We start from the raw sequence: 26,337 nt of genomic DNA on the forward strand, positions 1-26,337 counted from the left end.
TGACGAGGGGACTATACACAAGTCGTGTTTCGCCTTCGTTTCAGGCGGGAAAGTCAATTAGCGATCGAGGAAGCCGGCGTCGCGAATCTCGCGCAGGCGCGCCTCGATCTCGCGCAGGCTCGCGTCCGACAAGCCGCGGGCGTTCGATGGCGTGGTCGCGTGGATGTCCGAGGACTCCCGGTAGCGCTTCATCATTCCCGAGAACAGCTCCTTGTTCGTCGGGGGCGTGCAGATGACCGCGTTTGCGCCCGCCTCGACCGTCGCGCGAATGCTCTCTTCGGTCGAGCCGCCCGTGGCGATGAGGGGCACGTCGGGAAACTCCTCCCTGATGTCTGCGACCACCTGGGCCGTCGCGGCGCCGGCGGCGACGTTGAGGATGGAGGCGCCGGCGGCGATTCGATTGGCGACCACATCCCTATCGGCATCGACGACCGTCACGATTACCGGGATGTCGATGACACGGCTCACCATCTCGAGGGTGGTGTAGCTCGCAGGTGCGTTGAGCACGACGCCATACGCGCCATCGGCCTCGGCATCCTGCGCGAGCGCAGCCGAGCGCGGACCGGCCGTCGTCCCTCCCCCGACACCTGCGAACACGGGAATCGCGGAGGCCTCCATGATGGCCTTGGAGATGATCTGCTGCGGCGTGAAGGGATACACGGCGAAGACCGCATCGGCATCGCAGTTGCGGATGATCGCGATGTCGGTCGTGTAGACGATCGATCGGATGGTGCGTCCGAGCACGCGTATGCCGCTCGCCTCCTGCGCGGCCTCGGGAAGACGCACGCTATGGGCGCGCAAATTGCCCGTGAGCTCGGGCGTGCGCAAAACGCGCGGGGTGACGGTCATGCTTGCTACTTCATCGCTTTCGGTCATGGCGTGTCCCTCCGTATAATCCAATTGCTAAGCAAGTCTATGGTGTCGTTACGTCAAAGACAATACGTGTATGGGAATGTGAGAATATTGTCACATTTGGCAATGGAATCATCTGCACTCCATCGCAGCGGCGTGGCAAATCACCCGCCCTCTTTGTCACGGTCACGTTAAATAATCCGAAATTGAACCACTTTTCCTCCGCTTCTCTGATAATGGGTAGCCGTTGTCAAGGAAGGGAAACGCCCGTGGAAGAAGCACTATTGGGGATCGTTACGACGATCAACTCGTATCTATCTAATTACGTCCTGCTCACCTTGCTCATCGCAATGGGCCTTTGGTTCACTATCCGCACGAAGTTCGTGCAGTTCCGCTGCTTTGGCGAGGGATGGCGCCGCATCTTCGGCGACTTCTCGCTGCGCGGCGGCAAGCAAGGCGGCGGCATGACGTCGTTCCAGGCCCTGGCCACGGCCATCGCCGCGCAGGTCGGCACGGGCAACATCGTCGGTGCCTGCGGTGCCATCCTGGTGGGCGGCCCCGGCGCCATCTTCTGGATGTGGCTCATCGCCCTTTTGGGCATGGCGACCAATTATGCCGAGGCCGTCATGGCGCAGAAGACCCGCGTGGTCGACGCCGACGGATCGGTGCATGGCGGTCCCGCCTACTACATCACCACTGCATTCAAAGGCAAGGGCGGAAAGGCACTCGCCGGCTTCTTTGCCGTGGCCGTCATCATCGCCCTGGGCTTCATCGGCCCCATGGTGCAGTCCAACTCCATCGCCGCGACCATGAACACGGCGTTCTCCATCGAGCCGTGGATGATCGGCATCATCATCGCCGTACTGGCTGGATTCGTCTTCATCGGCAACATCCACCGCTTGGCATCCATCACCGAGAAGATGGTACCCATCATGGCCGTGCTCTACGTGGTGGGCTCGATCGTGGTGCTCATCATGAACTGGCAGAATATCCCCGATGCCTTCGCGCTCATCTTCCAGTGCGCCTTTAGCCCGGAAGCCGGAATCGGCGGTGCGTTCTTCGGCATCGTCGCGGCCATCACCTATGGCGCCAAGCGCGGCCTGTTCTCCAACGAGGCCGGCATGGGCTCCACCCCGCACGCCCACGCGCTCGCCGAGGTGCGCGACCCGCACGAGCAGGGCGTCGTCGCCATGATCGGCGTCTTCATCGACACGCTCGTGGTCGTCACCATGACCGCGCTCGTCGTCATCTCCACCCTCTACGTGGGCGATGGCGCGCTGGCCAAGGCTTACGAGGACGCCGGCAAGTACGACACCGTCGTCGAGTTCGTGCAGGCCGAAGGCGACGCCATCGGCGAGGGCATGGTGATTTCGGACGGAGCGCTCGTCAACGCGAAGGGCGATACGATCCTCACCGATGACGACATGAACGACCCCGCCGCCCTGGCCGCGGCCGTCGGCTTGGACAACGGCAACATGGCCCAGGTGGCGTTCAGCCAGTTCTTCACCACCAACGGCGGCAACATCTTCGTCGCCATCTGCCTGCTGTTCTTCGCGTTTTCGACGATCCTCTCGTGGAACCTGTTCGCGAAGCTCAACTGGGAATACCTCTTTGGCAAGAAGACGATTCTCATATTCGCCTGCATCTGCACGTTCTTCGTGTTCCTGGGCGCGGTGCTCAAGATCGACCTCGTCTGGGAGTTGCAGGACATGTTCAACCAGCTGATGGTGCTTCCCAACGCCATCGCGCTGTTTGCGCTGACCGGCTCGATTCTCGCCATCGCCAACGCCAAGCACGACAAGAAGGCAACCGACGTTCACGCCGAGCATGCCGAGGAAAAGGCCTGGGCCGAAGCCGAGCGCGCAGCCGAGGGTGCGCTTCGCGCCGAGGAGGACGACGCCACCCGCGAGATCCTCGTGGAACGTGGCGACTACATGGGCCGCGAGGAGGACGACAAGGACGAGTAAGCGCTGTGAGACATGCTATCAAGGGGATGCCGGTCACGAGAATGTGGCCGGCATCCTTGCGTATGCAGGCTCGTGCGATTGCGCTCGCCCTTCGCTGGAACGCTAGAGAAACGCGAAAAAGCGACAGGCAAGCCTAGCGCAATGGCGGAATGCAGCCTAGACGTGCTCGTGATCAGCGTCGTAAGGCAGCTTTCCGACGAGCTGCTCGTACTCGCGTACGAGTTGCGTGCCCTCGTGGTTTCCGAACGCGTTGATGTGCTTTTTGAGCTCGTGGGCGAACTGCTTGGGCGGCCACTCGCGGTAGGACTTGTCATTGCCCTCCTCCTTCATGACCGCGCGAGCCCATTCCTGGGCCTTGTCGGCGGCCTTCCTGAGGTCGTTCGTGACGAGATCCTGGTCCTTTAGCGAATCCATCTGTGCGATGACGCGTTCCTGCATCTCCACGATCTTATGTAAAAGCTCCTTGTCAGCCATGATGGCCTCCTTCGTTTGTGTGCTGATGTATATATTCTATTCCAAGAATGAAGAATGAGACAATGGAATCTGATATGTCATCTTTCCCGAATACCGAGATAGCGATGCAGTATCCTACGAACAGAGCAACGGACTGGAGATGAATGACCATGGTTGACGAATCACTCGAGAGATACCGGGAGATGCGCGACGACGTCGTGCGGGAGTTCGACGAGGTAATTGCGCGCCTTGACGAGCTCAAGGCCGCCGGCAAGTTCAAGACCGTCACCTACAAGCAGCTCTTCGCCCGCAAGATGACGTTGTCGGCCATGCTGGACATATACCGCGAACACGGGTTGCTGTAGAGGAACTACTGACATCACGCATCTCGATGCGATAGCAGCGTCAACTATATCCTGAACGAGGTATAATGAACTTGCTAATCAAGTGCCATTCAGGGAGATGACCCGACATGAATTCCAGTCAAGGCAGCGATATGCCAAAGCGTGTCGCCATCCTCGCCGCCGACGGCTTCGAGGAAATCGAGCTCGTGGTGCCCTTCGACATACTGCGCGAAGCGGGACTCGAAGTGGACCTCGTGAGTGTCAACGGAGCCGCGCAGGTCACGGGCACCAATGGACTCGTTATCGACGGCTGCGTGCCCCTGGAGGGATACGACTTTTCCGCAACCAGCGCCCTTGTGGTCCCTGGTGGGTCCGGCTACGCCCCCATCGAAGCATCCGAGAAGGCGACGGAGCAGATCAGGGCCTTCGGGAGTAACCCCGACAAGGTGCTTGGTGCCATATGCGCCGGCGCATCCATTCCGGGCAAGCTGGGTCTCTACAAAGGCAAGAAATACACGGTCGTCCCCGGCATGGACGGCGACTTTGGCGGATTTCTCGAGAAGAAGCATGCAGTGGTCGATGGCAACGTCGTCACGGGCATCTCCGTGGGCGGTGCCTTCGAGTTCGCGTTTGACCTCGTTACTCGCATTTGCGGAGAGAACGTGGCGAAGAAGCTGCGCAGGCAGACCTTCTGGAAGATCTAGGAAAAGGCGTGCTGTCCAGCGTGGGTGGATGTTGACGGATTGAAGCGCCTGATGCTGTAAGCGATATAAAATGCCTTGTTGTATGGAAATGGGCGTGCGAAGTCCGGCCTGTGAGAGCACATCGATGGGTTAAAGGATAGCCGGCCAAAAGCGGCTGCTATTCTATGTCATTGTCCCATCTGCTTCTAATTCATCGAGATGCCTGAGGGCATCGAAGTAATGCTTCTTATACTCTTCAGATGCATTTTCTCTGACAATATCATCCATATCTGGCTCGTAATCGTCAGTAAGCAAGCTGAGATACATGTCAAACATACGTTGGCTCTCTGCCTTGTATTTATATGAATCTGTGTCTCTAAACATCCGCAAACCCTTCAGCAATTATCTTATAGAAATCGTTAGTTTGGCTGTCAGTCGGGGCATCACTGATCCGAAACTAAATCAAAGAAGGCATTGTTCAAGGTATTCGCCCGGCATATCTTCGCCCTTTTTCAAACCTAGCTTCTTGACCATATCCGCGTATTTCCTCACGCTGTACGGGCAGGGGTCATCTTCGTCATAGACGCAGAAAACACCATCAGGGGCAAGGTCATCAAGACCCTCTGCTATGTATCCGACTTCTTCCTTGTCCACGTGTGCCTCTCCATCAAAACCGCTGCGTTACCATCACCAGTTTGACTATTGACCAGAATGCTACTGCTCAGAAAACGGGGATCTATCTCACCGTAATCCCTAGTCCTGAAACGCGCCAGCAAGATCCTGCGTGATCTTCTTTACCTCATCGAGCGTCTTGGCGCTTTCGACCCTTCCGAGCTGAAGCAATATCAACCTCTTTATGGTCTCTTTATGGTCTCGACCCCCCCCCCGGGGGGGGCATGTCGCTTTCCCTCTCATCCATGGCAAATGCTCCTTTCCCGTTTGATTGCCAGCCATAATGCACTGCTTAGAAGCCGCGAAACGTCTGTGTGTGGTATCAGATGACACAGCCATGCATAGGAACTCCGTGTTCCTTGCGATAGGCTATGTCGTCGCAAACGAGACCGGTCACATAGGCACCGCGCTCTGCTTCTGTCAGGTTCTCAAGCTTCGCGATCTTTTTGGACTCAACTTCAGGGTCGAGGGTGATCTTTATGAGCTTCACCTCTTCCTCGGTATTCTTGCGCCCGCCCCATGTGTCGTTGCAATTGATGATGCATTTCCTATCAAGGATTCCGGCATCGAGAGAAAGCAACATGGAAATGTAGCAGCCAGGAGAGCATATACGCGACACGAAATCGTAGATTCCCGGGCATCCCTGCTCGTCTATGGGAATGTCGTATGAAACGATTCGACGATTTCTGGCTCCCTCAGCAACCTCCGCAAAGAAATTGCCAAGACTGCGATTGATACGCGCAGCAATCTGCTTTCGATATCCGATGCACAAGGCCGTAAGCGTTACGAATAGCCAGAAATACATGTCAGTCGACTCCTTTCAGGCAGACCGAATCGAGAGATGACATCGAGGCCACCATCCGATAATTCCAAAGCTCGGCCATGATGACGAACGACCCTTTCACCATGTATTCTAAACAGAACGAGGAAATTCACTGTCCCATACATGGGACTTAGCCAATACGGATTGTCACTTTGGATAAGGGAGCGTAATGCTAGAATGCGGCGAGCCATAACGGGAGAGAAGGATACCCAATGCAGATCACGATGCCGCAAAATCGCACTGACATGCTGGTGGAGGAGTTGACGTCCGTGTGGCGCGCATCCGTCGAGGCGACGCATGACTTCCTGGGTGAACAGGACGTCGAACGAATCGCGCAATACGTGCCGGAGGCGATACGCGCGGTTCGCATCCTCGTGACGGCATGCGATGACAACGGACATGCGCTGGGCTTTGCCGGCGTAGATGACGGAAAGCTTGAAATGCTCTTCATCGACCCCGCATATCGCGGTAAAGGCGTGGGAGCGACGCTTTTAAACTTCACGGTGCACGAGCTGGGAGTCACAACCGTGGACGTGAACGAGCAAAACGCCCAGGCCCGAGGCTTCTACGAACACGAGGGTTTCGAGGTCGTCGGACGATCGGAGACCGACGAGCAGGGCGAGCCCTTCCCCATCCTGCACATGCACCTGAAAGCACGATGACTTTGTAACTAACACACTTGCTGGCACGGCATCTCGCAACCCTAACGCCGCATTCTTGCCTGGACCGCGGACGGAAGCTCCTCGTACTGCACCTCGCGCCACTCCGTAACACCGCGGACGGGAAGGACGTTGAGTCGCAGGTACGCACCTTCCCGAAGCTGGCGTTCCGTGCCGAAGCTCAGGTCTTGCACGCTTCCGTTCTCGTCATAGGAAGGCAGCGTGTAGAGCAGCGGCATGCCACCCGTGAAGTCGATGACGCCACCATCCGACTCTTGCTCCCGAACCTGCGTGTTATCGACTTGCGTGTAATACGTTCCGCTCGCCATCCCGGGGATGAGTCCCCAGCGAAAGCCGACGACGGCGACCGCGGCAACCAGTACCACGGCCGCGATAACGGCTACCCTCTTACCCATCTTTTGCCTCCTCGCAAACGAATCCGCAACCCAAGACCATGTATCCATCCTAGAAACGGCAGATAACAGCCACCATCGAACCCGCTTACGCTTGCCTAACGATTTTGCAAGGTTGGATAACCCGGTGCCATATACAATGGATGACCGTAAATCAGAAAGGACACCCCCGTGCGCATGCCCGTCGCAGTCCTGACGCTCCTCGTGGGCGCGCTGCTCTTCATAGGCACCTATACCGCCACGCCGTACGGCTCCACAGCCACGGCGCAGGACGTCCGCGCATCCACCCTCGACAAGGCGGTCGCCGCCACCGAGGAGGCACGCGTGCAGCTCCTCGCATCGTACGAGGTCACACCCGGAACTTACGTCGATCGTGGCTTCCTCGTCGATAACGTGCTCCATGCAGGCAACCTGGGCGACATCCACTTCAGCCTCCTCGTGCCCGAGAGCTATGACGTCACGCGGCCCGTGTCGCTCTTCGTGACGCTTCCCGCCGAACCAGGTCTCTACTACCAGGGCGCTGGCGCAAACCTGCAGGTGGAGGAGTTCGCGTTTACCGCGCAGGGCTACGACCCCAACATGATCATCGTCGCACCGCAACCCAATGATTGGACGCAAACCTCGGCCAATCAGATCGTCGAGTTGACCGAATACCTGCTGCTCGCCTATGAAATCGACCCCGAGCGCGTCTACCTCGAAGGCTACTCCTACGGCGGCGAGACCTTGTCGCTCGTCATGGACACCAAGCCGCAACTCTACCGCGCCGCACTGCATCTCGCCTCGCAGTGGGATGGGGATGTCGAGGCCCTGGCCACTGCACGGATACCGCTACGCATCTCGCTGGGCGACAACGACGAGTTCTACAGCGTCGAGGCCGCGCAAAGGGTCGTCGATGAGCTGCGTGCCCTCTACGAGGCACAGGGGCTCAGCGAGGAGGAAATCAACCGCCTGGTCGTGTTCGACGTGAAGCCGGCGTCGTACTTCTGGGACCCAAACGAGCAACATGGCGGCGGCAGCCCCCGCATGGCACGCGACCCCGAAGTGCTCGGCTGGCTCTTCGCACAGTAGCGCCCATGACTCCGTTCGAGCATTACATGTATGTCCTGGAGTGTGGAGACGGCAGCCTCTACACGGGCTATACCACCGATGTCGACGCCCGCGTAGCCGCGCATCAGGCAGGGACCGGCGCCAAGTACACGAAGGCCCATGCACCCGTGCGGCTCGTCGCGCAGGCACGCTTCTACTCGAAGGAGCGCGCCATGAGCGCGGAGGCACGCTTCAAGCAGCTCGACCGTGCGAACAAGGACGCGCTGCTCGCCAAGGCAGCGAATACGCCGCTGGAAGACGTGCTATGCGACGAGCTTCCCGGCTTTGGCGAGGACACGGCCAGCGAGTTCGTATGTCGCAGTCTGGCACGCAACGTTGACCTGGACTATCGCGACTTCCATGCACGCCTCGTGCCCACCGTGGACAAGAAGATCATCGCCGGCGTCAGGACTCCCGCCCTGCGCACGATCGCCAAGGAGCTCGTGAAGCGCGATGACGTCGACGCGTTCCTCAAAACGCTTCCCCATCGTCTGTTCGACGAGAACCAGGTGCATGCCTTTGCCATCGGATTGGAGAAGGACTACGACGCGGCCCTGGCGCTTTACGAACGCTTCCTGCCCTTCGTGGATAATTGGGCAACCTGCGATCAGCTGCCGGTCAAGGTATTTGCCAAACGTCCCGACGAGACGCTCGAGCACATCGAACGCTGGCTCGCATCAAAGCATTGCTACACGATTCGTTTTGCCATGGGTGCGCTCATGCGCCTCTATCTCGACGAGCTATTCGACGAGCGCTTTCTCGATTCGGTTGCGCACACGCGCATGCCCAACACCGCCGAAAACCCCGCCAGCGAAGACGATGTCTATTACGTTGACATGATGCGTGCCTGGTACTTTGCCGAAGCGCTTGCGAAACAGGAAACGTCCGCGCTTCCGTATCTCGAGCTGCAGGGCGATGAGGCGTTGCTTGACGAATGGACGCGCCGCAAGGCAATATAGAAGGCCATCGAGAGCCGACGCATCACCAGCGAAATGAAGGGCTACCTGCGCACCCTGCGTTAGAACGCGTCAAGCCCCCATCCTCCTCATCGCGCTACAATGCTCACATGAAGGCGCACGGTAACATATATTTGGCAAAGGACTCGGTCATCGTCGGGTTCGCCCTGTTCGCGATGTTCTTCGGGGCAGGCAATCTCATCTTTCCGCCAACGCTCGGTCAGGAAAGCGGCGACCTGTGGGCATGGGGCTTCGTCGGCTTTCTGCTCGTCGATGCGGTGCTATCGTGCCTCGGCGTCTTCGTGATGAACGCGGTGGGTGGCCCACGCGATGCCTTCGACAAGGTGCTCGGCAAGGTAGGCGGTACCATCTTGGGCACAGCGGCAATCCTGTGCCTGTGCGTTGTCTTCGCCATGCCCCGCACGGCGGCGACGACCTTCGAGCTTTCGGTCGCCCCCTATCTCGGCAACGCGGCATCCGCATGGCTCGTCCCGTTTTCCATCGTCTTCTTCGCCATCGTCTATCTCCTCGCCTGTCGCAAATCGCGCGTCGTCGACATCATCGGCAAGTTCTTCACGCCCACCCTGGTGCTTGGTATTCTCGTGCTGATTGTCGTGGGAATCGTTCACCCGATCGGGCCTATCGAAGCTCCCCTCACGAGCACGGTGTTTCAAGAGGGCGTCCGGGCGGGATACCAGACGATGGACGTCCTGGGCGCAGCGGCATTCTCGATAATCATCCTCGACTCTGCCGTCGTGAAGAGCCATTCTAAGGAGCGCGACAGGCTGTCCCTGCTGGCACGCGCGAGCGTATGCGCCGTGGTCATGCTCGCCATCGTCTATGGTGGCCTGACGTACCTGGGCGCCACGTCGCTGACGCTCGGGAGCAACATGTCGCAGGCCGATTTGCTCGTGGCAGTCGTGAATGCGCTGCTCGGCGACACGGGTATGGTTCTCCTCAGCGTCGTCGTGTTGCTGGCATGCGTGACGACCGCTGTCGCACTCGTGAGCTCGGCCGCGGACTTCTTCTGCGTGCTCTTCAAGGACAAGGTCTCCTACAACGTCTTGCTCCTCATCGACTGCATTATCGGCGTCCTCATCTGCGATATCGGACTCGACAACATCATCCAGCTTGCCGACCCGGTGCTGGGCATCGTCTACCCGCCGTTCATCGCCGTGGTCGTGCTACTGCTCTTCCACAAGCACATCGCCTGCCGCCATGTCTATCAAGGTGCGGCTATCGGTGCGTTTCTAGCGGGCGTGGCCCTCGAGCTGTACGGCACGGGCGCGCTCGTCGTGGTGCCTCTCGACTGGCTACCGCTCTACTCGATGGGGCTCGGATGGATCGCGTTTGCCATCGTAGGGGGAGCCATCGGATGGGTGATGGGCAAACGCGCGTGACCTGACCCGTGGCTATTTGCGGCCTCCAGGCACCGTAAGGCCTATAGCCAGGAAGCGCCCGTCGCGTAATCGATGGTCACGCCCGGCTGCTCGTTGTAGCAGTAGACGTTGAGGCATATGCCGTCCCCCTCGTCCTCGAGCGACCACGCCTCGAGTTGGACACCGCGGGCCACGAGCTCGTCTCCCTGGAAGATGGGCGTTGCCCGGAAGAGCACATGATAGCCGGTCAAGTCGATGAAGTTGCGCACGGCATCCTCGAAGGGACGCATGTTCGACTGGTTCATGTATTGCGTGCCCGTGATGAGATTGTTGGGATTGGCCTCCTCGGCCGTGAGCTCGCGTGCGATCAAATGGCTGCGGTTGTACAGGGCCTCGCCGGGAATGAAGTCGTAACGTGCCTGCTCCCAACCGCTCGGATGAATCTTGCTGATGTTCTGACGTTTGGTCCCTGGTTCCGGGATGGTCTCGACGCCGACGAGCGCCATAGCCGCCCCGCATCTGCCGAGGCTATCGAGCGGCGCATACGATTCGTAGCCGTACGGAAGAGCCTTGTCGGCATCGGTGAACGTGGGCTTGCCGCCGTTGAGCTCGACATAGCCCTTGCCGTCGTTGGGAGGAATCGAGCCGAGGTCAAAGACGGGGCTGGTCGCAGCCCCGCTGGCAGGAGCGTCCGCAGCGCGGTCTTGCGACAAGATGTTCCCGAGAGGCAAGTCCTGCGTGCAACCGACCAAGAGGCTGAACGCAAGGACGAGAGTAAGCGCGAAAAGACAGCGTGGCCGGGAGATACGCTGGTATTTCGTGATACGAGTCCTCATGGGCACATTCTATATCACAGTCCCTCGCCACTTCTCATTCGCAGGTCAGACGGTCATAATTACCACGTGCGAAACCACGTAAGCCGAGCATGAGAAAGCCAATAGACCGTGAGAAGAGCTCTATTCATCGTGATGACGATTGCCTTTGGCGCCTTTGCCGGTGCCTTCGTTTGGGCGTTCTTCTTCCTCATGAACGCGGGCATCCATCTGCTCTGGGGCGTCGTTCCCACCTCACTTGCGGCAGCCGGATTACCGGCCGTTCTCTACCCCATCGCCTTTTGCGCGCTCGGCGGCCTGTGCATCGGATTGTTCGCAAAGAAGTTTGGGCCCTACCCCGATGACATGAATACCGTGATGGCCCAGGTCAAGAGCGAGGGACGGTACGAGTACAAGCATCTGGGCGCATCGTTTTTCGGCGCGCTTCTTCCGCTGCTGTTTGGGGGCTCGATAGGTCCCGAGGCGGGTTTGACCGGCGTTATCGCCGGGCTTTGCACCTGGGTGGGCGACCGTCTGCGCTTCATGGGTGCCGAAATGCGCGAGCTCGCCGAAGCAGGCTGTGCCGCCGCGATATCGGCAATCTTCTCCACACCGCTCTTTGGTCTTGCCGTGCCCGTTTTCGGATCGGCCGATGAGTCCAACGGGGGCCGCCCGGTAAGCGAGATCAGACTCGATGTATCCAAACCGGTCAAGGTCGTCGTCTACGTGCTGGCAGCCGCAGGGGCAATGGGGATGATGGCGCTGCTCGGATCCATCTTCGGACGCAGTGGTGGTCTCCCCCACTTCAGCGATATCGCGCTCGGTCCGCTCGAGCTGCTCTGGGCGCTACCTCTCATCGCCATCGGCGCAGTGGCGGGCTGGCTCTACTTCCCGTTCGGGGCACTCGCACGCAAGCTCTCCGCACTCATGGGAAACCACGTAATCGTGAAGCCCGCACTTGCCGGTCTCGTTCTCGGGGCGCTCGGTATCGCACTGCCTTTCGTGCTGTTCGCAGGCGAAGCCCAGACCGAGGAATTGTCCCTTACCTGGACGACGATAGGCGCGGGGCTCCTTATCGCAACGGGCTTCGTCAAGGTGTTCGCAACGCAGCTTTGCCTGAACATGGGCTGGCGTGGCGGCCATTTCTTCCCCATCATCTTCGCGGGCATCGCAATCGGGTACGGCATGGCAGCCCTCACGGGCATCGACCCGGTGTTCGCACTCTGCGCCGTGACCGGAGCGCTCGTCGGCGCCGTCATGCGCCAGCCCATCATGACGATGGTGTTGCTGTTCCTGGTCTTCCCCATCGCCGGCGCGCCCGTGCTGCTCGTCGCGGCGGCCATCGGGTCAATCGTCCCCGTGCCGAGCGTCTGGATGACGGCACGGGAATAGACCCGCGCAAAAGTCGCCCAAGTCTAGGGTTTCCCCGTCAGCAAGCACCCTACAGCTCGCGAACCTGGTAAAGGCGCGCGGCGATGAATGCGCTTGCGACGTACAAGATAGCCGCTACGACGCAGGCGCCCGCCGTGATAAGGCCCGTGTTCTCGCTCAGGAACGTGCGTATGGCCGTCAAATCGATCGCGCCGGACATGTTGCCGATCGCGACACTCGCAAGCACAATCGTGACGACAACGAGGAGCGGCAAGAGGCGCGTTGCCTTGTTCATGCCAAAGCGCATCAGAAGCGGCAAGGTGAGCGAGGCGAGCACGATGATGAAGATGAAGCCGGCAAAACCGCAATCGAGAATTGCGATGAAGGCATCAGGATTCACGAGCTCCGTACCCATGCCGAGGCCGCCGCACACCTGGACGATTGCGAGAAAGACGAACGAGACGATCCAGGCCGCAAGCAGCGAGATGACCGCGATGATGAGCATGCTGATATAGCGCCCGTAGGCGACCTGCCGCTTGGTGATAGGCAGCGTCAGACGGAAGCGTTCCCACCCGTTCATCTCGTCGTATGCGAAAATCGAGAAGAGATACATCATGGGCGTCATCGTTGCCATGGCAGCCGTGCCAACGATGGTCTCGTTTGTGCCCCATGCGAGAAATCCGCAGATAACGACAGACACGAGCAATAGCTGCACCGCAACGTTCTTGGAAGTGATGAGGTCGGAGAAAATCATGGCTTTCATAGCTGCTCTCCTTTCAAGGTGAGCGTCATGTAATCATCGATGCTGGCACTGTCGAGCGCGATATCGGAAAACGCCTTCGCAAAGGCGAAGCGGTCGGGTACGAGTACGTCGTACGTCATGCCGCTCTTGAACTTTCGCACGCGCCCATCATCGGCCCATGCGCTCTCCCCTATCAGCTCGAGGTCGCGCTCCCTGCAATGTGCGACACCGGCCACATCGCAGATTTCGTCCTTGGGAACGTCGAAGACGAGCTTGCCGCCGTCAATGCATACGATTTCGTCGGCGATCTTCTCGAGATCGCTCGTGATATGCGTCGAGAGCAGGATGGCATGACCCTCCGCGGCCATGAATTCGCGCAGGACGTCGAGCACCTCGTCGCGGGCCATCGGGTCGAGGCCGGCGGTAGCCTCGTCGAGAATGAGTAGCTCCGGATCGTGCGAGAGCGCGAACGCCAGCATGAGTTTCATGCCCATGCCGCGCGACAGCTCCTTCACGTTTTTCTTGGAAGCAAGCCCGAAGCGCTCGCAGAGCGCGGCGAACCGATGCGCGTCCCAATTGCGGTAGGCGAAGCGGCCAAGCGTCTCCACATCCTTCACTTTCGATGTGTCGGGAAACGCGCAGGTATCCAAGACGACGCCGACGCGTTGCTTGAGCTCCCCTTCTGGCGCGGAGCCGCTCCCGACAGGGCAGCCAAGCACCCGCACGTCGCCCTCGTCGGGCCGCAGGATGCCGAGCAGCATCTTGATCGTGGTGGTCTTTCCAGCCCCGTTCGAGCCGATGAGGCCCACGACGGTACCGGCCTCAACGCGTATGTCTATGCCTTTAAGGTGGAAGTCGTCGTAGCGCTTCCCCAGGCCGTTTGCCTGTATCAATGCGTCCATTCGTGTCTCCTTGCCGGGCTAGTCCTCAAGGAGCAGATCGAGCATCTCGTGCAAATCGCCAGACGTGAGCCCGAGCGGACGCGCATCCGCTATCGCACGTTCGAGCGACTCTTCCACATGCCGCACGCGCTCCTCGCGCAGCAAGTCCTGGTTACCGGCAGCGATGAACGTGCCCTTACCCTGGACCGTGACCACAAAACCGAGCTCCTCGAGATCGGCATAGGCCCGCTTGGTCGTGATCACGCTGACGCGCAAGTCGTTGGCTAGAGAACGTATGCTCGGAAGAAGCTCCCCCGGCGTAAGCTCTCCGGACAGAATCGCGTCCTTGATCTGCGCTTCTATCTGCTCGTAAATCGGAACCGAGCCCGAATTTGAAATGACTATTTCCAATGGTCCTCTTTTCCGGCAGCCCTGCAGCAGCTACCGTGTCGCCCCGCGAAGGCGTCCCCTCACGAGACGGTGTGCATATGCAATATAGACAGTATATACACACCTATACACAGCCGTCAAGGGAGATAGGATAGAGGGATCATCAGACAGACGGAGCGTGCAGCGACTCTACGAACTCCTCGATGAGTCCGTTGACCTCATCGGGAGCATCGGTGTTGGCGTTGTGCCCGGCACCCGCAATCCACTCGAGCGGCAGCCCCGTGCGTTTCGTCCATGCGCGGTTATAGCGCATGGCTGAGCCCGCCTTGTCCTTCTCGCCGCATATCAACAGCGCCGGGCAATCGATCACGTACGGACGGCTCGCCTCGATCGCCTCGGCCAGCGCGCGAAAGCCGTGCGCCGTCAAATCGACGTATTCTGGCTTCTCGTAGTCGTCCATCATCGTGCGCATGAGCTGCATGCCGTAACCAGACGTGGCGACCTGCGCACCAAAGCGCTTGAGTGCATTCCACGGAATGGAGGCATACATCGCGTGCGTGTGCTTGAGCAAGAAGAGCTCGACGGCCGTGATGTATTCGCGCTGAAGCGGCGCGGAGTCAATGGAAACGAATCCCGCCGCCTTGCCGGGAAACAAATCCATATACGCTTGCGCGACATAGCCGCCAAGCGACTGTCCGACGAGAACGGGATGCTCGACTCCCTCCTGCTCGAGCAGGCCGTCAAGCACGCGCGCAAGGTCATCGAGGCTCCAGGTAAGCGGAAAGGGCCGCGACAGCCCGTGCGAGGGGCCATCCCAGACAAGACAGCGCATGCCCGGTTTGCCCGCAAAGTACTCCATCTGCCTATCGAACAGGCGATGATCGGCCGTCAGCCCCGGCAAGAAGACGAGGGTCCGTCCCGTAGGATCAGAGCCCCCGCTCGTCCAGTAGTGGATGATGCCGTCTTCGGCCTGATAAGTCTTATGCTCCGGGGCATTGGGCATGTCTGTCTCCGTATTCCAACTTGATGGCCTCGTTTTACTCGACCTCACGCCAGCGCTTCAGATGCGGAAGTAACGTGGCCATGAGCGAGACGGCCTCCTCGCGCGAGCAGCCGATCGCCTCGGCCTCCATGTCCGCCGTCGCCTCGATGAACTCGTCCATGGTAACCCCCTTGGCAGTGAAACCGCCGTCGCTGAAGCACCACTTGCAATAGTCCGCGTTCTCGGAACCATCCGCATTCGTTCCATGCAGTTCCGCATCTGGAATGGGCATGCTGCAGCTCTGGCAATAGTAATCCATGGGCATCTCGAAAAAGCGCTCGAGCGGTACGTTGAACGTGGCGCAGATGAGCTTCACCATGTCGATACCCGGCTGCGTCTCACCAGTCTCCCAACGCGAGACCGCCTGCCTCGTTACGTAAAGCCTACGCGCCATCTCTTCCTGCGTAAGCCCCATCTCTTTGCGGAGCTTCTTGATAGTATCATTCATTGCCATGACATTGCCTTCCGATTGATTCTCGACTGGCCATGATTGTCCGCCACGGCAGCGCGCAGCTCAAGCAACCATCTGTTGCGCTCATGCACAAAGGGGTCTCTCGCAGGCGATGCCGAGAAATCCATTCGGCGAGAATGGCTTGTCGTATACAATTGACCGAAGTCACGCTTTCTCGCAATGGGGGCTATCGATGGGCAGCAAAGCCTCAGCCAATCTCATAGGATATTCGACCGCCATCATCCAGGCGATTTTATACTCGACCATGGGCATCTTCGGCAAGCTGTTGTATGCCACGGGTCTCGATTCCAGCCAGGCGATGATACTGCGCATGGGGTTCACCGTAGTTTATCTCGGTGCCCTGCTGCTGATATGGCGCAAGCACCGATTGTTCAGCCGTCATAAGGAGACATACATCCAGTCGGCATTCTTCTTCCTTTCGGCATGGATTTATCTCCTTGCGGTGCAGCATATGAATGCCGGTCTCGTGACGTGCATCTTCTATACGTTTCCCGCCGTGGTCGCCCTGCTCAACACGATAGTCTTCAAGGAAAAGATGACCTGGCGCGTGGTGATGGCATTGGCGCTTTCCATCATCGGCATCATCCTCATATCCGGAATACTCGAGCCGCATGCCGTGTTCATGGAGCCCCTTGGGGTGCTTTTCTCGGTCCTCGCCTGCCTTTCGTTCGCGGGCTATTCCGTGATAATCCACGTCACAAGCTCCGAGGAGAGCTCGTTTACCTCGACGTTCACGATGTCGACGGTCTGCCTGGTGGCATCGCTCGTTCTGTTTGCCCCAGAGGTCCCCGGCGCCTTCATGGGATTTGACCTGTACCGCTTTGGCATCGCGTCCGGCTTTGCCATCATTGCCACGATCCTGCCGATTGTCCTCTACATCGTCGCGATCAAGTACATCGGCTCCACCAAGGCGGCGATACTCAGCTTGATCGAAACCCCCGCATCGCTCTTCCTGGCATGGCTCATCCTAGGCGAGACACTATCCGTCATCCAGCTCGTCGGCGCAGTCGTCATCGTCGCATCCGTCCTCGTCATTACCCTGAAGGGCAAAGATGCGGCATAGGACGGGGCTATGCCTCGGATGCGTTTGGGGTGGCCTCGCGCTTGCTCCCGGCTTCCTCGATCACACCCATGTCAAGGCGGAGCGTCTGCTCCACGATCTTCATGAGCTCCTCGTCCGAGACGCTGGGCTTGATCTTGGCTAACCCCACCAGGCCGTAAATCGTGACGCAGAGCATTTCGTATACGAGGTCGATCTCGATCTGATGATGGGCCGCATACTCCGTGACGATGTGGTCGCTGAAGCAGTCCACCGTCTCCTGCGCTGCCCGCACGCCGAACGCATCGCGCACCCCCAGCTCCTCGAGCACGTGAATCATCGGGCGCGGTTTGCCCTTTGCATCGTAGAGCACGTAACGGAAGGTGCGTATGCACTTCTTGAGCGACCCGGCGGTGTCGCCGAAGGTGCGCTCCTCGTTCCACGTGATGACGCTTTCCACAAGATCCTCGACATAGTCATCGAGCAGCGCCTCTATGACGCCATTCTTGTTTTGGAAGTGATAGTAGACGAGCTCGCGCGTGACGTTGGCTTCCTCGGCGATGGCGGTGACCGTCGTCGCATGGACTCCATTGCGCTCTATGAGTTTGCGTGCCGCGCTCACGATCGAGCCCTGCGTCCCAGAAAGACGTCGTGTTTCCATGAGATTCTTGCGTCGAGGTCTGACATGTGAAGCCGCTTTGGCGGGCGTGCGGTTGCCATATCGGGGGATATTAGTCATGAGTACCCCTTTCGGAGTCACCATAAAACCATACTCACGTTTCATAATCCAAGGGATTTTGTTAAACACTGGCATGTGCGCGGCTGCTACGCTCGGTGCGATTTCCTTGATTCATCGCACATCAGCTGGCCGAATCGAAGGAGCAGGTCACGGTCATTCTAAAGGCATGCTTCAAAGCCATCGACCCCACGTCACCGAACCGTCAGGGAAACGATATCGACACGCAGCATCGCACGGGACTCCGCGCACGCCGGGAAGCGTCGGTTTGCGACCGTCGTGCATGGCAAACCGCTTATAATGGCGCTCCCGATGGTTCGAATGCCCAAGTCGAGGAGGACCCATGCAATACGAAATCGAAGGCGGAGCGTTTCCCGTAGTGGTCTGCCACCTGGAGGCCGGTGAGCAGATGAAGACCGAGAAGGGATCGATGGTGTGGATGGATCCCTGCATGACCATGGAGACGACTGGCGGCGGTGTCGGTAAGATGTTCTCCAAGATGTTCTCGGGCGAGTCCATGTTCCAGAACATCTATACCGCGTCATCGGCCGGCCTCATCGCGTTCGGTTCGAGCTTTCCCGGCAAGATCCTTCCCATCCAAATCGAGCCTGGCAAGGGCTTCATCGCCCAGAAGATGTCGTTTCTCGCCTCGGAGATGGGCGTTGATTTGTCGATCTTCTTCAATAAGAAGATGAGTGGCGGCTTCTTTGGCGGCGAGGGCTTCATCATGCAGCGCATGAGCGGTCAGGGCATCGTCTTTCTGGAATGTGATGGCGAGCTGATGAAGTACGAGCTGGCCGCCGGGCAGAGCATGCTCATTGACACCGGCAACGTGCTCGGATTTACCGAGGGCATGACGATCGAGGTCGAGCGCATCCATGGAGCCAAGAACATCATGCTGGGCGGCGAAGGCCTCTTCAACACGAAGGTGACTGGCCCGGGTACGCTGTGGTTGCAGACGATGCCGCTCGCGACGCTGGCAAACTCCATCGCCGCGCACCTGCCTGTCTCCAGCTAGCGAAGGCGGCACAGGCGCGGAGCAATTCCCGCATGCGGCTTCGAATGCAAGCTATTCCTGAAGATGAAGCGGCGAGGAGCAATCCCCGCTGCTTCTCATGGATGCGTATTACCTGCAGAGCTCCTCGAGGCGATACTGCTTGATGAGCTCATCTGCGAGCGCCTTCTTGTCCGCGGGAAGCTCTCCCGGCGCTGTCGCAGCTTCCTGCTGCGGACAGCCTTCGTGACGAGCATCTTCGGCCGTCTCCTTTAACGTGGAGTCCACGTGACCCTTTATCTGCGTACCGGCTTTCATGTCTGCTCCTTCAAGTAACCACATGTGTTGCTCAGCAGGGTAACACGTCCGTGCCAGACGAATGCTCGGCCTTGGCGAGGTCCGTGTACTTCCTGACGAAGGCGGCCTTCGCCTGCGTGTAGCCATCGCGGTCGTGCTCGAACTCCTTCCAAAGCGAGAGCTTGAGGCGCTCGTACTCTTGGGCGACATCGGGATGGGCGTTGAGATAATCGCGGAAGTAAATCTCATCATTGTCGCCGGCAATGCGCAAGTGGACGTGGAAAACCCGCTCGGCGAAGCCTTCCGGCGTGTAGCCCTTGTTGAGGTCGCGGTCGGCCATGGCCAGGTAGCCATGGGCTGCAAGCCGTGCCTTGGCGGATTCGATGGCCGCATCATCGGGTAGCTCGACGAGAATGTCGACGATGGGTTTTGCCCAGATGCCATCGATTGCCGTGCTACCGATGTGGTGGATTGCATGCGGCAGGCCCGGAGACAGGATGCCATCGAGCGCGGAGGCCTCCTCTCGATACCAGCCAGCCCAGCAATCCCGATGCTCCACGAGCTCGATGGGAAAGAGCTGCCAGAGCTCCTCAAGGGACATGTCGGTCAAGGATTTGGACACAGGTAGCGCTCCTTTGGTCGTGGCCATGGAGTCATTGTAAATACTCTTAGCCGGATTAGGACAGGCGCGAAAGGATAAGAGGAACCGCCGCACGGTAAACCCAAGCTCCATCTACAAACGCTTGCGCAGATAGACCATGTCGACAAGCCGAACACCGCCCTCGAATATGGGATGGTCGTAGTTTTCCGTGAAGAATCCTTCGACCACATGAGAGCGCTCGAAGCCGCATCGCTCGTAAAACGGCACGGTGAGCGGACTGTCGCCTGTCCCCACTTGCAGGATGTCATACTCGCCTGCATGGCGCATGGCCACGAAGTCGATGAGTATGCGCCCATAACCCTGGTGCTGGTGAGAGGGATTGACAGCGATGTTCTTGATCTCCAGCACGCCGTTGCCCACATCGTTCACAACGCACTCGCCCACCACGACGCCGTCGACCTCCAGGACGTACATCGTGCCTTCGTCGAGATAGCGATCGACCATGCTTTCCTGCTCATCGGCAAGCAGGAGCAGGGGCAGGTGGCGCCGTCTGTCGCCATGTTCCTCGCGAATGAGCATGGGTGGTTCTTTACCTTTCCTCAGCTCATCGCAGCTCTCGCAATCGTGAAGCGGCCACTGCGCCAGTTCCGCCTCCCAGCCGACGCCGCAATCATCCCACTGGCATTTCCCCATCATCACACGGCCGTCATCGTCGAAGTCCACACCCTCGGACTCGAGCATGGCATGTTGTTCCTCCGGTCCGCCAAACGCGAAGCTGCGCGCCATGGAGCCGTCCTTGAACACGACGCGATGGCAGGGAATATCCCCCGGTCCCATACCAGGGGATGGATTGTTGCGCAGGGCATAGCCAACGTAGCGCGCCGAACGCGAAGCGCCGATGATACGCGCAATCTGCCCGTACGTCGCGACACTCCCGCGCGGAATGTGCTGAACGACCGCAAACACCCGGTCCGAAAAAGCGCCCACGAAATTAGCCCTCCCCTAACTTGGCGAAGCGATACGAATAATTTCCGAACCCACTGTCTGTCCCAAGGTCGGTGCGCTGCTCGGTTAGCCTGGCATCGCTCAACGCATCCAACCAGTATGGATTCTTTAACTCGTGTATCACCGCATCTTGCATATCACTGGCCTCAAGCAGCGTAACAAACATGTTGAAATTATCTTGTCCTAAAGACGCGTACTTGCCTTTGGCGTCGATGCGATTCGCCCTCCTAACCAACTCGAAGAGCTCCTTGTTTGCATCGATAAACTTCTCGAACGCCTCTTTCAGAGTGCTCTCTAGGACAAGGAGCTGGCTCATGCAGTCTTCGAACGCAGGCCCTTCCTTTCCCAGTCCTCCGGTCGCGGAGCCAAGATCCTCGAAGCACCACGAGATAATCCGTGAATCGGCAACCGCTGAAACCGCGTCCTCGGAATACACCTCGAGCTCGTCAATCAGCCGCTTGTATACCTGGGCAAGCGATGGCGCGCATCGCTTGATGAGCCCATGCAATTCTCTGCGTTCCGCATTCCACAACGCGCGCCTAGCAAGACTCAGCATCGGCCGACTATCCCCGGAAAGCACCTCATCGATATCAGCCAGCAAGTCGAAGGTCACATTGGCCTTGCCCGCCTCAATCCGACTCAATGCCGGCTGGTCGATGCCGATGGCATCCGCAAGTTCGCGCTGGGACATGCCCAGACCCATGCGCCGTGCTTTGATCTCCTGGCCGAGCTTCTGCCGGCGCTGCATCGTTCGATCAACGCGGCCTGACTCGTAGCTTGCCTCGTCTATTTCCTCGACGACGAAACTATCCTGAGAGCTCTCCCCACGTCCTGCCCGCAGCAGCGTAAGCTCGCTGTATTCGCTGAGCCCATGGGCATCCAGAATCTCGCCCAGGTTTTGCCTTCCCGGAGGTGGCACGCGCTCACGTACCCAACGAAGGGCTAGGTCCGCACCGATATAGCGCTCCTCCTTCTCGACAAACGGAACGAAGAACGCCGGCACCTCGTCCGCGGAAACGTCTGAATCGATATCAATCTCGAAGCCCGTTTCATCGGCGTAACGCATGAACGCGCACGGCGTGGCCTTTCTGCGCGCGCCGTCCCGTATGGCAAAGTATTCGACCGTCATTGGTCACCACACTCCTTTGCTATGCCAAGGTCTACAAGATGCTGCCAGCGTATGCTGACAATCTCCCATATCTTTTCCCGAAGGCAATCAGGCATTGCATCTTCGAGTCCCCGGAAAAGGGATGCACCCCCATCAGAGAGCACGCTGCCTTGTAGCGCGCCTGACGGGACAAGTTCGAGATTGCGCTCGAGCGAACGCGATCCGATGTAGTTGTTTGCGTTTCTGTCAGCCATCGGATCGAACGTACGTATCCGCTCTTCGTCGTCGTAACACGAAAACGCGAAGGAGACGCCATGGTCGAAAAGTGGCGCAAGCTCGACCGTCCCGTCACGCAAGATAACCTCGATGTTCGCGCCATGGCGATCGCGATTGATGATGAGATAATCGAACGCCATCATCGCGTTAATCGCATCCGTCCATCCCCGTTTCGTGCAAAATTCGAGTGGCGACTCATCACCCCGGGCATTCAGGTCGATATAGGTGTCAAGGGCCTGGCGTCGCTCGTGGGGACGACGATAGTCCCTCGACTCGCTGAGCCACGTCTCGTGCGTCTGCCCCTTCACCATGACAAGTGCATGTACGAGCTTATAGGGGATATGGGAAATGCCGAGATTGTCGAGCAACCGACTCGCGATGAGCTCGTTCACGGATTCGTGTCCGTAAATACCCTGATGTCGGTCATAGCAGGAAAGCTTATAGTAGATGTTTCCCCTACTCGATTTGGTACGCGACTTGAGGAACGTGCCACCCGTGCCACTTGTGACGGCTTTCTCGTCCCACGCGAGATGCGTGTAGTCTTGTAACTTCTTTATGACATCGCGAGTACCCACTGGCAGCTCCTCAGTCTAATGTTGTTGTATGTATTATAATACATACATATTATAGAGCGCTTCTCATTATCCGTCGGCTTCCCCACTAGCTCATCGCGCTACAATGCTCTGAAAACCTACGAAGGAGGACACGGATGGAAGCGCTGCAACTCGTGCTGTTCCTGCTGGCGGCCGTGGTGGTCTCCAGCATCATCGGGCGCTTCCTGCCCGCGTTGTCGCTTCCCCTCGTGCAGATTGCGCTCGGTGCCGTCATCGCCGTCTTCGTCACGGGCTCCTTCGACACCGGGCTGGATGCCGAGCTGCTGCTCATCCTGTTCATCGCCCCGCTGCACTTCAACGAGTCGCGCCATGCCGATTCCGGCGCCCTCTGGAAGAGCCGCTGGGGCATCTTCTCGCTTGCCGTGGGACTCGTGCTCGTCACCGTCGTCGCCGTGGGCTTCGCGCTGCACGCGCTGCTTCCCGCCATCCCATTGGCCGCCGCCATCGCCTTTGGCGCCGCCATGGGATCGACCGACGCGGTGGCCGTCACGGAGCTCTCCAAGGACTTCCGCTTCGGCAAGCGCCACGAGACGCTTTTGATGGGCGAGGCGTTCTTCAACGACGTGACCGGCACGGTGGTGTTCAAGACCGCCATCGGATTTGCCCTCACGGGGGCGCTTTCCCTGGCGCACGCCGGCGAGGAGTTCGCCCTGGAGCTCTTCGGCGGACTTTTCGGAGGCGTCATCCTGGGCTTCGCGGCATGGCTGTTGCTGGAGTTCATCCGCCGTCGCGGCATAGACAGCCCCAACCTGCACGTGACCCTCGAGCTGCTCTTGCCCTTCGTGATCTACCTCATCTGCCACCAGATCCACATCGGCGCCGTCATCGCCGTGGTCATGGCGGGCATGGTCATGTCGCTTCTCCCCCATCGTCACACGCCCCAGACCGCGCGCCAGCGCATGCAGGCCAAGGGCGTCTGGGATACGCTCGGCTTCATCCTCAACGGCATCATCTTCGTCTTGCTGGGCATGCAGCTGCCCCGCTTCATCGCGCCGGCTGCCGACGGCGGCTTCGGCGATCCGTGGCTCATGTTCGGCGTCGTCATCGTCCTCACGCTGGTTCTGGAAATCGTACGCTTCTGCTGGATCGCGGGGATGGACGTCGTGCACTGCCTCGCCCGCAGGCAGCCCGTGCGCACCTTGCTCAACGGCGAGCACTTTCGCAGTGCACTGGCCACGGCCTTCGCGGGCCCCAAGGGCGGCATCACGCTCTCGCTCATCCTGACAGTGCCCGCCACGCTACCGGCATCCGGGGCGCTCCCGGTCCACACAATGCTCGCGTCCATCGCTTCCGGCGTCATCCTGTGCACGCTCTTGCTGGCGAACTTCGCCGTGCCGACGCTGGTGCCGCACAAGGCCGATTCGCGCCGCACGAAAAGGCAGGTGGATGCCGAGGCGCGGCTGCTCATGCGGGTCATCGAATCCATAAGGGTCGATGCCCACCAGACGGGATCGGTCACCGGGGAGGCATCGGCGCAGATGGCAGCCGTAAACGGCGATGTTGACGAACCGGCCACGGTCATCGTGATGAAGCGCTACGCCGACCAGCTCGCAGACATCGCCAAGCGCGCCTCCGCCGACGTGGCCGCGCAGGCCCGACAGGTGATAGCGCAATGCGACGAGCAATACGAGCGCATCGAGGAGCTCGACTCCGAGCTCAGGGAATCCGGTTTCTACGACGGTGACGAGGAGGCCGAAGACCCATCAATCCTCACCGCGCATTTTCGCGCCCTGCGTGACGTCTACGATGCGGTGGAGGACGTCCAGGCCCAAGCACTGACCCGCGAGCTCGAGTACGTGAAGGAGATGGCCCACGACGGGCAGATCGACCCCAAGCACGCCAAGGAGCTGCGCAACGACGTGTACATCCAGCAGCTCACGCTCTGAGGTGGATGGATGGCACATCGCTAGCGAGCATCCAAGGCATCGAGAGCTGGTGTATGCACCATCCCACTGTGCCAAGGATTGCAAGTTCGTGACCGCTGGATGCCATGTTTTCCCTGGTCGTGACCGCAAAATACGGTCATCAAACCGCATTCTTCGTCATCTAGCGGTCACCACTTAGTATTTCTTGGCACAAGGTGCGTCGTAGCGATCAGAGTCAATGGCAAGAGGCGCCATCTCGCCGGTGTACTATCATGATCGCGTTATTACGACATGACGAGGAGCAGATGATGGAGATCAGGAGCTACCGGCAGGATGACCTCACCGAGATGGTGGACATCTGGAACGAGGTCGTGAGAGACGGCATCGCGTTTCCCCAGGAAGAGGAGCTGGACCTCACGAGCGGCGGCACGTTCTTCGCGTCGCAGACGTACTGTGGCATCGCCGAGGAGGACGGGCACGTCATCGGGCTCTACATCCTGCATCCCAACAACGTCGGGCGCTGCGGGCACATCGCCAACGCCAGCTACGCAGTCGGTTCGGCCGTGCGCGGCAAGGGCGTGGGCCGCATGCTCGTCGAGGACTCGCTTGTCCAGGGTAAGGCGCACGGCTTTCGCGTGCTGCAGTTCAACGCCGTCGTCGCGACCAACGCCGGCGCGCGCCACCTCTACGAGAAGCTCGGCTTCGTGCAGCTCGGCACCATTCCCGGTGGCTTTCGCATGCCCGATGGCACGTATGTCGACATCTGCCCGTACTATCATGAGCTGTAGAGCTGACGAGGCGACGATAGCCAGAGGAGGATCAGGAGCGTAGGCTATGGGTTGGGTTAGCGCGGCACTGCTCGCGGCGCTCTTCGCGGGCGTAACGTCGATTCTCGCCAAATGCGGCGTACGAGAGACCGATTCCGACATCGCCACGGGCATTCGAACCGCGGTCGTGCTCGTCTTTGCCTGGATCGTCGTCTTCGTCACCGGCGCGCAAGGCGGAATAACCCGTATCGCTCCCCTCTCGTGGACGTTTCTCATCGCCTCGGGGCTCGCGACGGGCGCGTCTTGGATCTGCTACTTCAAGGCGCTTTCGCTTGGCGACGTCAACAAGGTCGTACCCGTGGACAAGTCGAGCACGATCCTGGCCGCGCTCTTCGCAATCGTCCTGTTCGGCGAGACGAGCAACCTCGTGGTCAAACTCGCCTCCATCATCGCGATCGGCGTGGGCACCTACCTCATGATCGAGCGGAAGGCGGGGCAGGACGGCAGTGACGCGCGGGATGGCAGCGGAGGCGGACATGGATGGCTGTGGTATGCCATCGGGGCCGCGGTGTTCGCGGCGCTCACCTCGATTCTCGCGAAGGTCGGCATCGAGGGCGTCGACTCGAACCTGGCGACCGCGATCCGCACCTGCGTGGTGCTGGTGATGGCGTGGGGCATCGTCGCCGGACGCGGGAAGCTGCGGGCCGTGCGCGACGTGCGGCCCGGCGAGGCGTTGTTCCTGATAGCGTCCGGCCTCGCGACCGGCGCGTCGTGGCTGTTCTTCTACTACGCCATACAGACCGGTCAGGTGAGCATCGTCGTGCAGATCGACAAGCTCTCGATCGTCGTGTCGATCGCGTTTGCCTGGCTGTTCCTGCACGAGCGGCTATCGTGGCGGGCGGGCATGGGACTCGCACTCATCGTCTGCGGCACGGCGCTCATGACGGCGTTTCCGTAGGGATGGAAGGATGCGAACGCTCTGCGGTTCTTTCGCAGCACGTGGCGCAGCCCGACATTTGCGATGGTAAAGTACGCGGT

Annotated in this window: 31 protein-coding genes and 1 pseudogene; 13 read left to right on the forward strand and 19 right to left on the reverse strand. The window is 59.5% G+C overall.

The genetic code is table 11. The features are described 5' to 3' along the window. Nucleotides 1–57 precede the first annotated feature (57 nt). Nucleotides 58–876 carry a hypothetical protein gene (locus OIM11_06915; GenBank protein ID HJJ00858.1) on the reverse strand — a complete coding sequence of 273 codons (819 nt, stop codon included), beginning with the start codon at nt 874–876 and terminating at the stop codon, nt 58–60. A gap of 245 nt (nt 877–1,121) precedes the next feature. Between OIM11_06915 and OIM11_06920 the strand changes: the two genes are divergently transcribed. After that, entirely contained in the window at nt 1,122–2,819 is a 1,698-nt protein-coding gene (locus OIM11_06920; GenBank protein ID HJJ00859.1) for a sodium:alanine symporter family protein, read from the forward strand. A gap of 156 nt (nt 2,820–2,975) precedes the next feature. Here OIM11_06920 and OIM11_06925 read toward each other — a convergent pair whose 3' ends face one another. Next, complete coding sequence (locus OIM11_06925; protein ID HJJ00860.1) at nt 2,976–3,293, reverse strand: hypothetical protein; 318 nt, start codon at nt 3,291–3,293, stop codon at nt 2,976–2,978. 149 nt (nt 3,294–3,442) lie between these two features. Here OIM11_06925 and OIM11_06930 point away from each other — a divergent pair, with 149 nt between their 5' ends. Further along, the gene (locus OIM11_06930; GenBank protein HJJ00861.1) at nt 3,443–3,637 is read left to right on the forward strand and encodes a hypothetical protein; all 195 of its coding nucleotides are present in this window, start codon (nt 3,443–3,445) and stop codon (nt 3,635–3,637) included. A 131-nt stretch (nt 3,638–3,768) separates the two neighbouring features. Then, nucleotides 3,769–4,320: a DJ-1/PfpI family protein gene (locus tag OIM11_06935; GenBank protein HJJ00862.1), complete on the forward strand. Its 552-nt coding sequence runs from the start codon at nt 3,769–3,771 to the stop codon at nt 4,318–4,320. 162 nt (nt 4,321–4,482) lie between these two features. Here the strand turns inward: OIM11_06935 and OIM11_06940 are convergent, their stop codons facing one another. The 3 genes from OIM11_06940 to OIM11_06950 all read right to left on the reverse strand — a co-directional run bounded on the left by OIM11_06940 (nt 4,483) and on the right by OIM11_06950 (nt 5,776). Continuing rightward, entirely contained in the window at nt 4,483–4,683 is a 201-nt protein-coding gene (locus OIM11_06940) for a hypothetical protein (GenBank protein HJJ00863.1), read from the reverse strand. Between the two features lie 78 nt (nt 4,684–4,761). After that, nucleotides 4,762–4,953 carry a hypothetical protein gene (locus OIM11_06945; protein HJJ00864.1) on the reverse strand — a complete coding sequence of 64 codons (192 nt, stop codon included), beginning with the start codon at nt 4,951–4,953 and terminating at the stop codon, nt 4,762–4,764. Between the two features lie 340 nt (nt 4,954–5,293). Beyond that, nucleotides 5,294–5,776 carry a hypothetical protein gene (locus tag OIM11_06950; GenBank protein HJJ00865.1) on the reverse strand — a complete coding sequence of 161 codons (483 nt, stop codon included), beginning with the start codon at nt 5,774–5,776 and terminating at the stop codon, nt 5,294–5,296. A 230-nt stretch (nt 5,777–6,006) separates the two neighbouring features. On the opposite strand from OIM11_06950, the gene OIM11_06955 reads away from it, so the two are divergent. Next, a complete protein-coding gene (locus tag OIM11_06955; GenBank protein HJJ00866.1) occupies nt 6,007–6,456 on the forward strand; it encodes an acetyltransferase in 450 nt (149 codons plus the stop codon). Between the two features lie 41 nt (nt 6,457–6,497). On the opposite strand, the gene OIM11_06960 is transcribed toward OIM11_06955, so the two are convergent. Beyond that, nucleotides 6,498–6,869: a YxeA family protein gene (locus tag OIM11_06960; protein ID HJJ00867.1), complete on the reverse strand. Its 372-nt coding sequence runs from the start codon at nt 6,867–6,869 to the stop codon at nt 6,498–6,500. Nucleotides 6,870–7,043: 174 nt separating this feature from the next. On the opposite strand from OIM11_06960, the gene OIM11_06965 reads away from it, so the two are divergent. The 3 genes from OIM11_06965 (at nt 7,044) to brnQ (ending at nt 10,308) form a co-directional block, all read left to right on the forward strand. Next, the gene (locus OIM11_06965; protein HJJ00868.1) at nt 7,044–7,934 is read left to right on the forward strand and encodes a prolyl oligopeptidase family serine peptidase; all 891 of its coding nucleotides are present in this window, start codon (nt 7,044–7,046) and stop codon (nt 7,932–7,934) included. Between the two features lie 5 nt (nt 7,935–7,939). Continuing rightward, entirely contained in the window at nt 7,940–8,911 is a 972-nt protein-coding gene (locus OIM11_06970) for a DNA alkylation repair protein (GenBank protein ID HJJ00869.1), read from the forward strand. A gap of 131 nt (nt 8,912–9,042) precedes the next feature. Next, on the forward strand, nt 9,043–10,308 hold the full coding sequence (brnQ, locus tag OIM11_06975; protein ID HJJ00870.1) for a branched-chain amino acid transport system II carrier protein: 1,266 nt from the start codon (nt 9,043–9,045) through the stop codon (nt 10,306–10,308). 41 nt (nt 10,309–10,349) lie between these two features. Here the strand turns inward: brnQ and OIM11_06980 are convergent, their stop codons facing one another. Beyond that, nucleotides 10,350–11,000 (reverse strand): DNA/RNA non-specific endonuclease, encoded by a 651-nt coding sequence (locus tag OIM11_06980; GenBank protein HJJ00871.1) that lies wholly within the window; start codon nt 10,998–11,000, stop codon nt 10,350–10,352. Nucleotides 11,001–11,231: 231 nt separating this feature from the next. Between OIM11_06980 and OIM11_06985 the strand changes: the two genes are divergently transcribed. Next, the gene (locus OIM11_06985) at nt 11,232–12,491 is read left to right on the forward strand and encodes a chloride channel protein (protein ID HJJ00872.1); all 1,260 of its coding nucleotides are present in this window, start codon (nt 11,232–11,234) and stop codon (nt 12,489–12,491) included. Nucleotides 12,492–12,540: 49 nt separating this feature from the next. On the opposite strand, the gene OIM11_06990 is transcribed toward OIM11_06985, so the two are convergent. The 5 genes from OIM11_06990 to OIM11_07010 all read right to left on the reverse strand — a co-directional run bounded on the left by OIM11_06990 (nt 12,541) and on the right by OIM11_07010 (nt 15,979). Beyond that, the gene (locus tag OIM11_06990) at nt 12,541–13,233 is read right to left on the reverse strand and encodes an ABC-2 transporter permease (GenBank protein HJJ00873.1); all 693 of its coding nucleotides are present in this window, start codon (nt 13,231–13,233) and stop codon (nt 12,541–12,543) included. Further along, a complete protein-coding gene (locus OIM11_06995) occupies nt 13,230–14,114 on the reverse strand; it encodes an ABC transporter ATP-binding protein (protein HJJ00874.1) in 885 nt (294 codons plus the stop codon). Before OIM11_06995 ends, OIM11_06990 begins: the two co-directional genes overlap by 4 nt. Nucleotides 14,115–14,132: 18 nt before the next feature. Continuing rightward, a complete protein-coding gene (locus tag OIM11_07000; GenBank protein ID HJJ00875.1) occupies nt 14,133–14,504 on the reverse strand; it encodes a GntR family transcriptional regulator in 372 nt (123 codons plus the stop codon). A gap of 142 nt (nt 14,505–14,646) precedes the next feature. Further along, nucleotides 14,647–15,486, reverse strand: a complete 840-nt coding sequence (locus OIM11_07005) for an alpha/beta hydrolase (GenBank protein HJJ00876.1) — start codon at nt 15,484–15,486, stop codon at nt 14,647–14,649. 34 nt (nt 15,487–15,520) lie between these two features. Beyond that, nucleotides 15,521–15,979, reverse strand: coding sequence for a zinc ribbon domain-containing protein (locus tag OIM11_07010; protein ID HJJ00877.1), 459 nt, complete (start codon nt 15,977–15,979; stop codon nt 15,521–15,523). A gap of 190 nt (nt 15,980–16,169) precedes the next feature. On the opposite strand from OIM11_07010, the gene OIM11_07015 reads away from it, so the two are divergent. Then, nucleotides 16,170–17,060, forward strand: coding sequence for a DMT family transporter (locus tag OIM11_07015; GenBank protein ID HJJ00878.1), 891 nt, complete (start codon nt 16,170–16,172; stop codon nt 17,058–17,060). A gap of 7 nt (nt 17,061–17,067) precedes the next feature. On the opposite strand, the gene OIM11_07020 is transcribed toward OIM11_07015, so the two are convergent. Beyond that, nucleotides 17,068–17,775, reverse strand: a complete 708-nt coding sequence (locus OIM11_07020) for a TetR/AcrR family transcriptional regulator (protein ID HJJ00879.1) — start codon at nt 17,773–17,775, stop codon at nt 17,068–17,070. Between the two features lie 340 nt (nt 17,776–18,115). Between OIM11_07020 and OIM11_07025 the strand changes: the two genes are divergently transcribed. Next, the gene (locus tag OIM11_07025; protein HJJ00880.1) at nt 18,116–18,790 is read left to right on the forward strand and encodes a TIGR00266 family protein; all 675 of its coding nucleotides are present in this window, start codon (nt 18,116–18,118) and stop codon (nt 18,788–18,790) included. 108 nt (nt 18,791–18,898) lie between these two features. Here OIM11_07025 and OIM11_07030 read toward each other — a convergent pair whose 3' ends face one another. From OIM11_07030 to OIM11_07055, 6 genes and pseudogenes are all read right to left on the reverse strand, one after another. After that, nucleotides 18,899–19,084 (reverse strand): hypothetical protein, encoded by a 186-nt coding sequence (locus OIM11_07030; GenBank protein HJJ00881.1) that lies wholly within the window; start codon nt 19,082–19,084, stop codon nt 18,899–18,901. A gap of 31 nt (nt 19,085–19,115) precedes the next feature. Then, on the reverse strand, nt 19,116–19,685 hold the full coding sequence (locus OIM11_07035; protein HJJ00882.1) for a GrpB family protein: 570 nt from the start codon (nt 19,683–19,685) through the stop codon (nt 19,116–19,118). A gap of 111 nt (nt 19,686–19,796) precedes the next feature. Next, the gene (locus tag OIM11_07040) at nt 19,797–20,168 is read right to left on the reverse strand and encodes a GNAT family N-acetyltransferase (GenBank protein ID HJJ00883.1); all 372 of its coding nucleotides are present in this window, start codon (nt 20,166–20,168) and stop codon (nt 19,797–19,799) included. A 171-nt stretch (nt 20,169–20,339) separates the two neighbouring features. After that, nucleotides 20,340–20,651, reverse strand: a pseudogene (locus tag OIM11_07045) (MGMT family protein). Between the two features lie 4 nt (nt 20,652–20,655). After that, nucleotides 20,656–21,798, reverse strand: coding sequence for a helix-turn-helix domain-containing protein (locus OIM11_07050; GenBank protein HJJ00884.1), 1,143 nt, complete (start codon nt 21,796–21,798; stop codon nt 20,656–20,658). Next, nucleotides 21,795–22,628 carry a hypothetical protein gene (locus OIM11_07055; protein HJJ00885.1) on the reverse strand — a complete coding sequence of 278 codons (834 nt, stop codon included), beginning with the start codon at nt 22,626–22,628 and terminating at the stop codon, nt 21,795–21,797. The genes OIM11_07050 and OIM11_07055 overlap by 4 nt, the downstream gene beginning before the upstream one ends. Before the next feature lie 134 nt (nt 22,629–22,762). On the opposite strand from OIM11_07055, the gene OIM11_07060 reads away from it, so the two are divergent. From OIM11_07060 to OIM11_07070, 3 genes are all read left to right on the forward strand, one after another. Beyond that, nucleotides 22,763–24,553: a sodium:proton antiporter gene (locus OIM11_07060; GenBank protein HJJ00886.1), complete on the forward strand. Its 1,791-nt coding sequence runs from the start codon at nt 22,763–22,765 to the stop codon at nt 24,551–24,553. Between the two features lie 251 nt (nt 24,554–24,804). After that, nucleotides 24,805–25,320 (forward strand): GNAT family N-acetyltransferase, encoded by a 516-nt coding sequence (locus OIM11_07065; GenBank protein HJJ00887.1) that lies wholly within the window; start codon nt 24,805–24,807, stop codon nt 25,318–25,320. Between the two features lie 46 nt (nt 25,321–25,366). After that, the gene (locus tag OIM11_07070) at nt 25,367–26,257 is read left to right on the forward strand and encodes an EamA family transporter (protein HJJ00888.1); all 891 of its coding nucleotides are present in this window, start codon (nt 25,367–25,369) and stop codon (nt 26,255–26,257) included. Nucleotides 26,258–26,337 lie beyond the last annotated feature (80 nt).

This window comes from Coriobacteriaceae bacterium (assembly GCA_025992705.1).
GTDB lineage: Bacteria > Actinomycetota > Coriobacteriia > Coriobacteriales > QAMH01 > QAMH01.